The sequence below is a fragment of the Providencia sp. PROV197 genome, assembly GCF_028479625.1.
Lineage (GTDB): Bacteria > Pseudomonadota > Gammaproteobacteria > Enterobacterales > Enterobacteriaceae > Providencia > Providencia vermicola.
The window spans coordinates 37633-51987 of the sequence record NZ_JAMPNZ010000037.1 but is presented as its reverse complement, the minus strand read 5'-3'; the positions used below and the strand labels follow the sequence as shown (position 1 = coordinate 51987).

The following is a 14355-nucleotide window of genomic DNA, read 5'->3' as shown; positions in this document are numbered from 1 at the left end:
ATTATGGAAAATAAACAAGACATTGAAAATCAAATTTTTGAACGGCTAAATCAGCGGCCAGAATTACATTTGTTTGTTCAAGAGGCTATTATTCTTATTTCACAAGCTATTGATAAATTGATGTTAAAAGTATTTAGAAAGGATGATTATGCCGTAAAATATGCAGTTGAACCTCTTTTAACAGGAAATGGCCCATTAGGTGATTTATCTGTACGTTTAAAATTGTTATTTGCTTTGGGAGCTATAACACGCGAAACCTATGAAGATATTGAATTATTTTTAGCATTAAATGACTCGTTATCTCACCAAGAATTAAAATTAGATTATACCGATGATGAAATAATAGGCAGTATTAAAACGCTTCACTGTATAGGGCCATTACCTGAAATGATGCGTTTTGATCAACCTGAGGACATGGTTGACCAGCAGCTAATGAGTTTACAGAAACAACGCTATCAACAAATGGTCAAATCGTCTTTAGTGTTATCTGTTGCCGATTTAATTGCTCAAATATTAGAAACCGATGTTTTTTAATGAGTCACCGCATTTTATTTTTTCTTTATAAATCTTACTCACCTATTTACTTTATCATATAAGTATGTTCGAAATACCAATACGTATAACCAGAATGAATATAATTGAATATGAATATTGTTATTACACATGAAGTAAGTCCAGAAGATCGTGATGAATTACTGGCGGGGCTTCGTAGTTTTAATGTACAGTTTTTAGATGCCTCTCGATTCGGTCAACTAGGGGTATATTTTAAAGATGATGATGGTGTAATGCAGGGGGGCTTGATTGCAACAATCAGAGCCAATTGGTTATGTATTGATTATTTATGGGTAAGTGAATCTGCGAGAAATGAAGGAATAGGGAGGCAATTAATGCAAGCAGCTGAGCATGAGGCTTCAAAAGTAGGCTGCCTTCATTCTTTAGTCGATACATTTAGTTTTCAAGCATTACCATTCTACCAAAAATTAGGTTATATCCAGCAAATGTCACTGCCAGATTTTCCTGAAACGGGAATGCAATCTCATTATTTGACTAAAATGAATTTAAAATAGTGAAATTAATTGTCTTCATTACGTACATTCGAAAAACAATTGACCCCATTTGTTATTGTATTTTCATTTGCAATAGCAGATGGATTAACAGGTAAGTTTAATTGATTTACCCAGCATGCTAGGCTCTGTTCTGCATTTAATCCTACCCTTGTACTTTCATCATGAATTGAACGAATATTTATTGTTGAGTATTCCATCAATTTATTATCAATAAAGATAAACACATGATCCGCTTTCTGACTTGGCAGATTGGTTAATATTTGATCCGAATAAAATAACAAATCATACTGAGCTTGAGAGGCAGAGCTAATCGGTATCCCTTCAATTTTAATGACATCAGCTTTGCTCATTCCAGAAATAACGACTAATTTTCGCTCTTTCTTTGTGCAGGCTAAAAGTAAAAGTGGTAAAAAAAGAATAATGATAAAATTTTTCATTGATAGATTATCTCAGTGAATACGCGCAGTAGAGTTGATAATAGAAAGTTCTATTCTTGATAAAAATGTTCAGATGAAAAATAGGATTTTTCTATTTAGACTGATAAACGAACTGCCAGCACTGTTTTTCCCTAAGAGAGCAGATTATTCATAGTAACAGGAAAGTTTCAGTTGTTGGCTAACTAAGCAAGAGCCTCTAACTTGTATTCCTAATATATTGTGTATGCGCCTTACCTACCGTTAATTGCGATATGAGTGCTCAAGTGGTACAAGTATGATTAGTTAGCTATATTGATGTAAACTTTTAATTGGTAATTAAAATGAATGAATCAAGTAGTCTGATAATTGCAGAAACGATAATTAATGTTAATAGTATCATGTTTTCAGATAACGCATTTTTTCTGCCTGTGTATATCTATAGAGTAGTAAATATTATTTATCAGGTGAATTTATTAATGTGATTTAGGCTAATATTGAAAGAAAACAAATTGATGTTACTAGCTGAGGGGGCTAAAACAGCCTGATATTCCTGAACAGGTAAATTGGGGTGAGATGCCTCAGTGATTCGCTGATGCCATAGCGCTATAGCAAAATGCAACTTGGACAAGAAATTCATTCGAGAGATTGAAAGGGCTAGGGGGAAATTCAACATTCAACATTCAACATTCAACTAGATGGTGATTGCGAAAGCGACAAGAGCTACATAGATAGCAGATAAGACCAAGGACACACCGATGATTGTCCTAGCGAAAAGACATAAAACACTACTTGGTGGTGATTTTGGAAATAGTGCTGAAAAGCTCCAATAAGCAAGCCACAGGAGTAAAAAGGCAGCAAATAAAAGATAAATAACGGTGAATGTCACTACATATATTCCAATATTTACGTTAGATAGATGATTGCTATGATGCAACGTACGCTATGATCATTCCAAGCATGCACATGGTGGCTATCAGGCATATTCCAGCGATAACCCGAATAAAAGACCAGAAAGTATTGGTTCTGCCTATATTCCAAAAGCAAAAAAACACTGAAATCCCTAATATGATTTCATAAGTAATCAGTTCAGCCATGACGATACATACATCCGTATGATTAAGTGATTAATAATATACATAAGTCAAATATCAATAGCCATCAATTAAAGACTAATGTTCTCTCCACCATGTGTTCATGCCAGTTTAGCTTTGTATAGTTCGGCATAACATGAATAGTTGCTATGATTTTTTGTGAGGATTGGGAATAGGTTGGTTTCGTTTGTACTGGTGTCCCCTGCAGGAATCGAACCTGCAACTAGCCCTTAGGAGGGGCTCGTTATATCCATTTAACTAAGGGGACTTTTGGCAGTCATTGCTAAACAGGGTTTGCATTTTACTGTCCGCATCCAATGGAATCAAGTTGTTACATAGAATTAATTCAATTTATTGCTAATGAGGCAATTTTGTATGATTTTTAGTCTTTCTTTTATTAAATAATTATCTGACACGTCACCTCGCATGGTAACGTATTTAAAGGTTGGCTGATGGGAACTGTGCTTACAGGATTAGCGGTTAAAATACGTATTAAACCAAAAAGTAATGGTGAAAGGCTCATTTTACAGTGATTTTTTCTTTTATTGATATATTTTTTATCTAATCGTTAAGTTAGCTTTTATTCTTGAGTAAAAATTGATGGCACTGCACACTATTTTCGAATATATAAAAACAATATTTAAATGGTTTTGTGTGAATTAGCCATAACTCTTATAATAATGGCATGATTAACTAGGGTATAATTAAAAGTCGATCTGTATAATCACTCAAAACGGTTAACAAAAATAATTTTTTCCCCTTATTATTATCAAATTCGTGAATATTGTGGAAAGTACCATAGCAGGGCGGTGCAGGGAATGGAGAAAGTGTTATGAAGTTTCGCATGACTAGCGTTTTTCTAGCGGGTGTATTAATTGCAGGTTGTGCAAGTAATATTGACCCAGATACGCAAGAACGTTCAGACCCATTAGAGGGTTTTAACCGAGCAATGTTTAATTTTAACTACAACGTCTTAGACCCTTATGTTTTAAGGCCTGTTGCTGTTGCTTGGAATGATTATGTTCCTATGCCTGCGCGTAATGGATTATCCAACTTCTTTGTTAACCTTGAAGAGCCTGCAAGTATGCTGAACAGTTTCTTGCGTGGGGAAGTGACCCAAGGGTTTAAACACTTTAACCGTTTCTTCCTCAATACGGTATTTGGTATGGGTGGGCTGATTGATGTTGCAACAATGGCGAATCCTCAATTAGCGAAAGAAGATCCTAAACGTTTTGGTAATACACTCGGTTACTATGATGTCGGTTATGGTCCTTATGTCGTTTTACCAGGATATGGGAGTGCAACACCACGAGAGGAAGGTGGGGATTTAGCTGATGGTTTATACCCAATGCTGAGCTACCTAACATTCTGGATGTCTGCAGGAAAATGGGCACTTGAAGGGATAGAAACAAGAGCACGATTGCTGGATTCCGATGGGTTACTTAAAAACTCTTCAGACCCATACTTAATGATGCGTGAAGCTTACTTCCAGCGTAATGATTTCTTATCAAATGGCGGCGTATTGAAAGCAACTGAAAACCCAAATGCAGCTGCAATTGAAGGGGATCTGGATTCGATTGATTAATTTAGTGAATTGACTCAGGAAGGTTTATCACTCTCTTGTCTAGATTAAAACGTGAGAGTGATAAATTAACAGCTAGTCATTGTCTCGCTTTCCTCGTTGGGTAACGGTGTCAATCAAGGCGATTACGCCTAACACCCCAATAAAACCTACTGTAAATAATGTCCCCATAAAACCCCCTACGTTTTTGTCATTGTTGCCTCTTTTGTACTTTTACTGCGAATTTATCGCATTAATAATACAGTTTAATGAATGGATACGTATTTTTTGTGTATCTGTATTCTAAAATACGAGTATGGCTTGTGCTTGCAAATAAGAACATTCAGAGAATGAAAGGTAATCTAATGAAATATATAAGGATTTATCTGAAAAAAGTTTATAGGGCTAATTTTTAGTATAAAAGTGGAAATTTGGATAAGAATTATTTTATTAACAATTAATTTACATGAGGGGGTGGTAAGGGTCAAGATAAATTTATGATAGGGATGTTTTTTTGAACACTGAGAGAGTGGGGCTATCAGGGAGTTGCCTCCCCGATAGTTAAGCATTCGGTTTATTAGAATGCGTAGTTAAAGTTCACACCGTATAACCAAGCAGAGCCTTCAGATTTGAATTGGTATGTACCTAAAGGTAATTTATCTGTTTCTACAAGTTTTTCATTTATGTTCACTTTCTTACCATGCATATAAGAAATACCTACATCAATAGAGGCATCTTCGTTAAATGCATAGGTGCTTCCTACGCTCAACCAATAGCGATCTTGATCAGGTATAGAAATGGAACGATATTTGGATGGAACAGGGCTTTCGTCATAAGCAATACCAGTACGGAATGTCCAGTTATCATTGTAGAAATAGGTTGTACCTATTGCAAACCGCCATGCATCATCAAAGTTTTCTGCTTTGTGGAATAATTGTTTGTTATCGCTACTACGATATGCAGTAAGATCTTTAAACTCACTCCAACCAGTATAAGCTACGCTGTAGTGGAGTGCCCATTTCGGTGCGACTTTATGATAACCAGAAAATTCCCAAATATCAGGTAAATTAAGATCTAGCTTACCCTTAATTTTGTTGCCGTCAGTTCCAACAATTCCGACCATATTAAGGGCTGGGTTATTACTCGGTAGGTCATTCGAGTATTTTCCGTCTTTGAATTTAACTTTGACTTTTGAGCGATAGGTTAAACTGAAACGATTATCGTCATTTAGTTCATAAAGGATACCAGCATTCCAACCATAGCCCCAGTCATCACCTGTTAATTTAGCCATGGTAGTGCTTGGACCCATATTGTTAAGTCCTAGCATAGGGCCTAACTGGCTTAAATCACCTGCGTGACGAGTGATCTCCGCATCAGCGTAAACCGCATTTGCACCAAGACCAAAACTAAAGTTGTTATTTAAACGGTATGCGCCGCTTAAATTTAAGTTAACAGTTTTTAAATCGGTTTTTCCACCGATAGGGCCTGCTGCATAACTTTTATTAAAATCCGTTGCTAAGCCGAAGTTAGTTGTCATGGATGTACCAACAGCCCACTTATCATTAACGGGGAAAATAAAGTGCGCATTAGGGACAACAGCACTTGGTGCGATATCATTAGCTGTTAAACGACCGTCATTTCGGCCTTTAATATCAACACTTGGGTCAATATACACAGCACCGATAGAAAGAGATGGTCGGTCAAATAGCATCATCGCAGCAGGGTTACGGCTTCCCTCACTTGCGTTGTCGCCCATCGCACCTGCCCCAGAAAACGCACGTCCCAGTGCGGATGTTGAATATTCATTGAGCAAAAAGCCAGCCGCGCCGGCGTTGGATGATACAATTGCCACTGCTATTGCTAAAGCTGACTTAGAAAACAGGTTTTTCTGGCTCATGACCAAAACCCTCTTATGTTTTATTTTAAATAAAGCGACTTCTATCGCAAGAAGCGCAGAATTGTAGGGTCCATTGTCGCCATGACAAATCAGACCAGTTACTAGAGTATAGGTCTGACCACCCAATATGTTGCAAGTCTGTTTTGTGTTTATTGCGACTTCGTTTTCAAAAATGCGATGCATTTAACAAAATAGCAACATAAAGTGACGAAATGGGAGCAATAAATAATCAGATACGGGGTAAGATCAAACTTATGTTTAATTATTAGCAATAAGTTTTGATTCACACTGGTTTTTACCACTTTTTCAGCGTTATGATAGCCACTTAACAGTTTGTTTATTTGGAGAATAAAATGACTGATGCGATTAACCGTTGTAGTGCGGATGAAACAGCAGCTTGCTGCTGTGTAGATGTAGGCACAGTGCTGGACAATAAAGACTGTACTGCGTCGTATCAGCATGTTTTTGCCACACAAGGTGAAGCGGAATCCATGTTGAAGATGCTCACAGAAAAAGCGAAGTCTGTTGAGTCTGAACCCTGTGCGATTAACCATACTTTTAAACAAGTTAATGGTGGTGTTGAACTGAGCGCAGAATTTAGTTTTAGCTGTGAAGCAGAAAGCCTGATTTTTCAGCTAGGCCTTCGTTAATCAAACGTTTGAATCTATTAGGTGAACCCTTCTACTGTGATAGCGCCCTTTTATTAGGTGGCTAAGCGTTAGAAGGGTTTTTGATATTAGGTAGACCCATTCCTTTCTTTTTCGCACTATTTTTATGCTAACTTGCGTGCGCGCTCCCATTTTTTAGTCAATGCAATTGATAATTGTGAAAATTATGTTAACAATCATTACAGGTCAGACCTCTTTCGGCCAGTCATGAAAAAATTAACAATAATTTTTTATTTATGCTTTTGCAGGAGCGACCATGAATCAACATTCCCACCATGGTGACAGTACATATTCAACAAAAGAGCGTATTGCTATTGTCAGTGGTTTACGTTTACCGTTTGCAAAGCAATCAACAGCATATCAAGGTGTTGCTGCTGTAGATTTAGGCAAAGCAGTAGTCGCTGAATTATTAGTTCGTAGTGATTTAGATAACCAGTTGATTGAGCAACTTGTATTTGGCCAAGTGGTTCAAATGCCTGAAGCACCCAATATTGCACGGGAAATTGTGCTTGGAACGGGGATGAGCGTTTCAACAGATGCTTACAGCGTTTCAAGGGCGTGCGCGACAAGTTTTCAAGCCATTGTGAATGTGGCTCAAAGTATGATGGTTGGGGATATTACTGTTGGTGTTGCAGGAGGGGCAGATTCCTCTTCAGTTTTACCGATTGGTGTTTCGAAAAAATTAGCAGCAACATTACTTGCTTTGAGTAAGGCAAAGTCGGTTGGGCAAAAATTATCGCTTATCGCGAAATTACGCTTAAAAGACTTAATGCCAGTCGCACCTGGTGTTGCTGAATACTCAACAGGGCTTCGCATGGGGGATACCGCGGAGCAAATGGCTAAAAGTTACCACATTACGAGAGAACAACAAGATGAGCTAGCACATCGTTCACACGTCCTTGCTGCAAAAGCGTGGGATGGAGGCCTACTAAACGATGAGGTCATGACTGCGTATTTGCCGCCTTTTAAGCACGCTTTTTCGCAGGACAATAATGTACGAGGAAATTCAGTATTGTCCTCTTATGCTAAATTAAAACCCGCATTTGACCGTAAATATGGCAGTGTAACAGCTGCAAATAGTACACCTTTAACCGATGGTGCAGCAGCGGTATTAATGATGACAGAGTCAAGGGCAAAAGCATTGGGTTATACCCCGCTGGGTTATATTCGTAGTTACGCTTTTAGCGCGATTGATGTGTGGGAAGACATGCTATTGGGGCCATCCTATGCAACGCCCATAGCCCTGAAGCGCGCAGGGTTATCTTTACAAGATCTCACTTTAATTGATATGCACGAGGCTTTCGCCGCTCAAACATTGGCAAACATCAAAATGTTTGGTAGTCGCCAATTTGCACAAGATAAATTAGGTTTAACACAAGCCATTGGCGAGATAGACATGGACAAATTTAATGTTCTCGGTGGTTCTATCGCTTACGGGCATCCATTTGCGGCGACAGGCGCCAGAATGGTGACACAAACATTAAATGAACTTCGTCGTCGTGGTGGTGGTTTTGGTTTAACAACAGCTTGTGCTGCAGGCGGGTTAGGTGTAGCTATGATTTTAGAGGTGGAATAATGACACAAAATTCTACTACAGAATTAGTAATGGATAAGCTGCCGCAGGCTTTCTCATTAGAAATTTATGACGAGAACGTAGGGGTGATTTTCATTGATGTGCCAAATGAAAAGGTCAATACGCTTAAAGCTGAATTTGCGCAGCAGTTTCTAACCATCTTACAAAAAGCGCAATCCACCTCGGGTTTAAAAGGGCTAGTTATTACCTCAGGTAAAAAAGATAACTTTATTGCGGGTGCGGATATCAGCATGATTGCGCACTGTGAATCGAAAGCGCAAGCCAGTGAGTTATCAAAGGAAGGGCATTTATTATTCGACAAAATAGATAATTATCCGTTGCCGATTATTGCTGCTATCCATGGCGCATGCTTAGGTGGAGGGTTGGAGTTAGCATTAGCTTGTCATGCGAGGGTTTGCTCAAATGATGATAAAACCCGCTTAGGTTTGCCAGAAGTACAGTTAGGCTTGTTGCCAGGGTCTGGTGGAACTCAACGTTTACCACGTTTGATTGGCATTCCACATGCACTTGATCTAATGCTGACAGGACGTCAGCTAAAGGGCAAACAAGCACTTAAATTAGGGCTTGTGGATGATGTTGTTCCAGAGTCAATTTTATTAGATGTCGCCGTTAAAATGGTGAAAAAAGGTGGCGTAAAACGACCTGCTATTCATTGGCAACAGCGCTTATTGAGTTGTAAATTACTGCGTAATCAAGTGTTTAATAGTGCAAGGCAAAAAGTATTGGGTAAAACCAAAGGGCATTATCCCGCTCCTGAAAAAATTATTCATACAGTAAAAATAGGGATGAACAAAGGGGTACAGGCTGGGTATGCAGAAGAAGCTAAAGCATTTGGCGAGTTAGTTATGACGCCTGAATCAGCGGCTTTACGTAATTTATTTTTTGCAGTCACAGCATTAAAAAATGAAACAGGTGCACAAGCTAAGCCGTTGAATATCAAGCAAGTTGGTGTGCTAGGTGGCGGGCTAATGGGCGGCGGGATCGCATATGTGAGCGCAACTCAAGGAAAGGTACCTGTTCGTATTAAAGATATTTCAGAAAAAGGCATTGCTCAGGCCTTGAAATATAGCTGGGATTTATTAACCCAACGCGTCAGCAAACGTCGGTTATTGGCACGTGAACGCGATGCAACAATGGCTAAAATTTCAGGGACATTGAATTACAAAGGGTTAGAAACCGCAGATCTGGTTATTGAAGCTGTTTTTGAAGATTTGGCGCTAAAAAGAAAAATGGTTTCTGATGTTGAAAAAATGACGAGGAAGGACGTTATTTTTGCGTCGAATACATCTTCGTTACCTATTCACCAGATAGCCGCCAATGCGCAACATCCAGAACGGGTTATTGGTTTACATTATTTTAGTCCTGTCGATAAAATGCCATTGGTTGAAGTTATTCCACATAAACAAACAGATGAGACAACGATTTCTACTGTTGTGGAGTTTGCTAAACGACAAGGTAAAACAGCCATTGTGGTTGGCGATGATGCGGGCTTTTATGTTAACCGAATACTGGCACCTTTTTTATGTGAGGCTGCGCAATGCCTTATTGAAGGAGAATCTATTGACCATATTGACAGTGCATTGGTTGGGTTTGGTTTTCCTGTTGGGCCATTTAATCTACTCGATGAAGTTGGTATCGACGTTGGCATTAAAATTTTACCTATTTTAGTTGAACGGTTTGGGGAAAGATTTAAAGCTCCTGATATCTTGGATAAAGTTGTTAAAGATGACCGTAAGGGTAAGAAAAACGGTAAAGGTTTTTATGAATACGGGCATTCTTCGGGTAAGTTACTATTTTGGAAAAAAACTAAAAAACGGCAGGTGGATAAAACAGTTTATTCCCTTATTGATATCACGCCAGAAAACAAGTTGAGTAAAACGGATATTGCTCAACGTTGTGTGATGATGATGTTAAATGAAGCGGCCCGTTGCCTTGATGAGAAAATTATTCGTAGCGCAAGGGATGGTGATGTGGGTGCCGTTTTTGGTATCGGTTTCCCACCGTTTTTTGGCGGCCCGTTCAGGTATATGGATAATTTTGGTATCACGAAAACGGTAGAGACGTTAAAAACACTTGCTGTACGTCATGGTGATAAATTCCAACCCTGTGACTTATTATGCAGAATGGCTCAGAATAACCAGACGTTTTATGCTGTTGATGACCAAGAATAGCGAAAGTGGGTTAAACACTATTTTTGTTAGTTAGAGAGGGTTATGCGATAAGCTATAAATGCAATTGAATACCCTGAAAAATAAAGCCTGAGCTGAATATTGGCTATTCAGTCTTCAGGCTTTTTTAATCGATTGATTTAATAAGTCTTGGTAAAGAAAACTAAAAAATCAACAAAAAGTTACTTAAATCATTTTAATTGTTGATTATTTAATGCAGAATCACTTTTTACCCCAACTGATGGTTACTTTTACAATAATTATCTTAACAAAAAGAATAGCCACTTTAAGTCAGTAGGCTACTCAGATGGTGGATTATGCAAGTTTATATTATGCGTCACGGCGATGCAGCGTTACATGCGGCAAGCGATGCCGAGAGGCCATTAACACAAAAGGGAATAGATGAGTCAATATTAATGGCTAAATGGTTGAAAAACCGAGGTATTGAAATTGACACTGTATTAGTAAGCCCTTACCTAAGAGCATTACAAACGGAAAAAATAGTAGGTGAACACCTTAAACTTCCATTACAAAATGAGGTTTTAGCGCAATTAACGCCAGGTGGAAACGCGGCTTTTGTTGCCGATCATATACGCGATATAGCGGTGACAGGTGTAAAGGCAATATTGGTTGTATCCCATTTACCTTTAGTTGGCTATTTAGTTTCACAACTCTGCCCACAGAAAGAACCGCCGATGTTTACAACATCAACGATTGCATGTATTGAATTGGATTTGGCTTTTCAAAAAAGTGATGTTGAATGGATGTTGAGTCCGTCACAGTTACTATTCGCTAAATAAACCATCCAGTAATAAGAGCACTTAACGGCGAGTGCTCTCGTTGGTTTCAATCAAAAGTAGCAACGCTGCATTGCCACCCCATTCTTTAGGTGCTTGATGAAATGCAATAATATCAGGATGTTGTGCAAGCCATAGTGGTGTTTGTTGCTTTAATATATGTTTACCATGTCCATGCATAATGCACGCACAATACACATTTTCGCGTTTGCAAGCAGCTATTAGCGCCCCAATTTCTTGCTTAGCTTCCATTTGAGTCAATCCATGTAAATCAAGAAATAATTCAGGCGTATAGTCCCCACGACGTAATTTCTTTAACTCATAAGGATTAGAATCAGGTTTTAAATAACGAGTTGGGCCTTCATTTTCAAGCTGTGGCTGAAATTCATCAGAAAAGTAGAAAGAAGCATCAACTTGTTCCTGTTTCATTTTTTTGTCAGAAGGTTTTGTGACTTTCACTCGCACAGGCGCATGTAGGACTTGATCCTGATTAATTTTTTTTGCACCACGAATTGCTTCTTTAAATAGATGAATTTCATCATCTTTAAGTCCAAATTTATTTTTCGTCATTTTAATAATGTGTATATAGTCATTTTCGCTGGTCTTTAGTGTAACCTATTTTAAAGGGGGATGGAGACAAAAGCATTTTTTAGCGTGACATAACAAAATTGTCACCTTTTGAGCGGCAGAGATTGACAAACTGGGTATAACTAGTCTAATTGTATATACATATCTATACCATTATTTTTCAAACTAATAAATCAACCTGCTACGACAATAGGAAAACTGATGCTATTTAAAACGCTGCCACAAGATGTGATCTGGCGTCATGGTCGTATTGCGACAATGGATTCAGATCGAATTGAGCCTTATGGGCTTATCGAAAATCATGATCTTGTCGTTCGTGATAATCAAATTATTGCAATTTTACCGCCAGAGAAAATTGAACAAAACCAATGTCAGATTATTGATGTAAAAGGAAAACTAATTACTCCAGGATTAATTGATTGCCATACCCATTTAGTTTTTGGCGGTGACCGAGCTACTGAGTGGGAACAGCGTATGAATGGTGTTTCATATGAAACCATCAGTGCACAGGGTGGGGGAATTAATTCAACAGTTCGTGCAACCAGGCAAATGAGCGAAGCTGAGTTATTTGAAAAAGCACAGCCAAGGTTAGATGTATTAATTCGTGAAGGTGTAACGAGCATTGAAATGAAATCGGGTTATGGCCTTGATTATCAAAACGAAGAAAAACAATTACGAGTCGCAAAAAGATTACTTGCAGAATATCCTATTTCTATTTCTTCAACTTTGCTATCCGCTCACACGGTGCCACCTGAATTTAAAGGAAAACCAGATGAATATATTGACCTTATTTGTCAAAAAATCATGCCAGAACTATGGAATAAAGGCCTATTTGATGCTGTTGATGTATTTTGTGAAAGTGTAGGCTTTTCTCTTAAGCAAAGTGAAAAATTGTTTGCGGCTGCCCAACAATTAGGGATCCCCGTTAAAGGCCATGTTGAGCAATTATCTAATCTTGGTGGTAGTGAGTTAGTGGCACGCTATCATGGTTTATCGGTTGACCATATTGAATACTTAGATTTGGCTGGAATTAAAGCGCTTAAAGAAAGTGGGACAGTGGCTGTGTTGTTACCTGGTGCATTTTATTTCTTACGGGAAACGAAGTTACCACCGATTGACTTATTACGTGAACATCAAGTACCAATGGCAATATCAACGGATTTTAATCCAGGAACAAGTCCATTTGCATCATTACGTTTGATCATGAACATGGCGGCGGTATTATTTAAATTAACCCCAGAGGAAATATGGGCTGGAGTGACGCGCCATGCGGCAAAAGCTTTAGGTAAAGAGCACACTCATGGCCAGTTAAAAGTTGGGTTTACCGCAGATTTTATCGTTTGGAATGCCAAAGACCCTGTAGAGATGATTTATGAGCAGGGCAGTAATCCGATGCATATGCGTGTCTATCAAGGGCAAATTACACACCATAACCAATAATATTGATAACCGTTAGCATAAAAAAAGACATTTAAATTGGCGTGATAATCGCCATAATTAATTAATAAAGTTCTTATTGCCGTATATAGTGTAAGTGGTCACTATATATGGCAGTATTTTGTTTTCTGTTTTTTATTAAGCATCATTGTTTAATTACACAATTAACGCGTTTTAAATATGATGGATTTTATTCGCGACTGTCATGATGACGATATCCGATAGCACTAAGGCCGCGTTGCGTAACGTAATGACGATTAAAACAGCATACGCATATTCAAGATTTTAATGACTAATTTGGAATGAACAGTGACAGCCGAACAAAAAAATAAACAAGGAACGCCAGTTCCACTCTATTTGCAAGTTAAGCAATCCATTATTGAAAAAATACACACCGCAAAGTGGCGTGCGAATGATCGCATCCCCTCTGAATCTGAACTTGTTTCTCAATTTCAATGTAGCCGAATGACGGCTAACCGTGCTTTAAGAGAATTAACAGCGGAAGGGTTACTTGTTCGTTTACAGGGGGTCGGAACATTTGTTGCTGAACCGAAAGGGCAGTCTGCATTATTTGAAATTCACAGTATTGAAGCGGAAATTATTGCAAGAAACCATAAATACAGCTGTCGGATTATTAAATTAGAAGAAATACAGGCGTCAACATCACTAGCAAGTGAACTGAATATTCCTCCAGAAACCCCGGTATTCCATTCGATTATTATACATATGGAAAATGATGTTCCAGTTCAAATTGAAGACCGTTATGTCAATGCGTTGGCTGCACCAGACTACCTTAAGCAGAATTTTTTAGCTGTCACGCCTCATGATTACTTATCTCAAGTAGCACCTCTGACTCAAGGTGAGCATATTGTTGAAGCGGTTGAGGCAGATGAGCGCTCAGCGAAGTTGTTACAAATCAATGCGGGGGCATCTTGTTTGCTAATTACTCGTCGCACGTGGTCACAAGCATTTATTGTTACCAGTACTAAATTATTGTTTCCTGGAAATCGTTATAAACTTAAAGGTAGCTTTTCTTCCTAACGCCATTATTTATAAACGGAATCTTGCTTA

General features: G+C 38.4%; 12 protein-coding genes and 1 tRNA gene. 9 read left to right on the top strand and 4 right to left on the bottom strand.

Features of this window, described 5'->3' with window-relative positions; translation table 11 throughout:
* Positions 1–3: 3 nt before the first annotated feature.
* Positions 4–534 carry an MltR family transcriptional regulator gene (locus PR808_RS19295; protein WP_272539907.1) on the top strand — a complete coding sequence of 177 codons (531 nt, stop codon included), beginning with the start codon at positions 4–6 and terminating at the stop codon, positions 532–534.
* Between the two features lie 110 nt (positions 535–644).
* On the top strand, positions 645–1067 hold the full coding sequence (locus tag PR808_RS19290; RefSeq protein WP_206082413.1) for a GNAT family N-acetyltransferase: 423 nt from the start codon (positions 645–647) through the stop codon (positions 1065–1067).
* Between the two features lie 5 nt (positions 1068–1072).
* Here PR808_RS19290 and PR808_RS19285 read toward each other — a convergent pair whose 3' ends face one another.
* Positions 1073–1504, bottom strand: a complete 432-nt coding sequence (locus tag PR808_RS19285) for a hypothetical protein (protein WP_206082412.1) — start codon at positions 1502–1504, stop codon at positions 1073–1075.
* 1263 nt (positions 1505–2767) lie between these two features.
* Positions 2768–2842, bottom strand: a tRNA-Arg gene (locus tag PR808_RS19280).
* Between the two features lie 564 nt (positions 2843–3406).
* On the opposite strand from PR808_RS19280, the gene mlaA reads away from it, so the two are divergent.
* Positions 3407–4159 (top strand): phospholipid-binding lipoprotein MlaA, encoded by a 753-nt coding sequence (gene mlaA / locus PR808_RS19275; protein ID WP_206082411.1) that lies wholly within the window; start codon positions 3407–3409, stop codon positions 4157–4159.
* Positions 4160–4712: 553 nt separating this feature from the next.
* Here mlaA and fadL read toward each other — a convergent pair.
* Positions 4713–6032, bottom strand: a complete 1320-nt coding sequence (gene fadL, locus PR808_RS19270; protein WP_206082410.1) for a long-chain fatty acid transporter FadL — start codon at positions 6030–6032, stop codon at positions 4713–4715.
* A gap of 353 nt (positions 6033–6385) precedes the next feature.
* On the opposite strand from fadL, the gene PR808_RS19265 reads away from it, so the two are divergent.
* The 4 genes from PR808_RS19265 (at position 6386) to sixA (ending at position 11262) form a co-directional block, all read left to right on the top strand.
* Positions 6386–6682, top strand: a complete 297-nt coding sequence (locus tag PR808_RS19265) for a YfcZ/YiiS family protein (protein WP_206082409.1) — start codon at positions 6386–6388, stop codon at positions 6680–6682.
* 274 nt (positions 6683–6956) lie between these two features.
* On the top strand, positions 6957–8276 hold the full coding sequence (gene fadI / locus PR808_RS19260; RefSeq protein ID WP_206082408.1) for an acetyl-CoA C-acyltransferase FadI: 1320 nt from the start codon (positions 6957–6959) through the stop codon (positions 8274–8276).
* Entirely contained in the window at positions 8276–10465 is a 2190-nt protein-coding gene (fadJ, locus tag PR808_RS19255) for a fatty acid oxidation complex subunit alpha FadJ (RefSeq protein WP_272539906.1), read from the top strand. The genes fadI and fadJ overlap by 1 nt, the downstream gene beginning before the upstream one ends.
* 314 nt (positions 10466–10779) lie before the next feature.
* On the top strand, positions 10780–11262 hold the full coding sequence (sixA, locus tag PR808_RS19250; RefSeq protein ID WP_272539905.1) for a phosphohistidine phosphatase SixA: 483 nt from the start codon (positions 10780–10782) through the stop codon (positions 11260–11262).
* 21 nt (positions 11263–11283) lie between these two features.
* On the opposite strand, the gene smrB is transcribed toward sixA, so the two are convergent.
* Entirely contained in the window at positions 11284–11829 is a 546-nt protein-coding gene (gene smrB, locus PR808_RS19245; protein WP_206082405.1) for an endonuclease SmrB, read from the bottom strand.
* Positions 11830–12048: 219 nt separating this feature from the next.
* Here smrB and hutI point away from each other — a divergent pair, with 219 nt between their 5' ends.
* Positions 12049–13287 carry an imidazolonepropionase gene (gene hutI / locus PR808_RS19240; RefSeq protein WP_206082404.1) on the top strand — a complete coding sequence of 413 codons (1239 nt, stop codon included), beginning with the start codon at positions 12049–12051 and terminating at the stop codon, positions 13285–13287.
* A gap of 306 nt (positions 13288–13593) precedes the next feature.
* The gene (hutC, locus tag PR808_RS19235) at positions 13594–14325 is read left to right on the top strand and encodes a histidine utilization repressor (RefSeq protein ID WP_206082403.1); all 732 of its coding nucleotides are present in this window, start codon (positions 13594–13596) and stop codon (positions 14323–14325) included.
* The last annotated feature ends 30 nt before the right edge of the window (positions 14326–14355 follow it).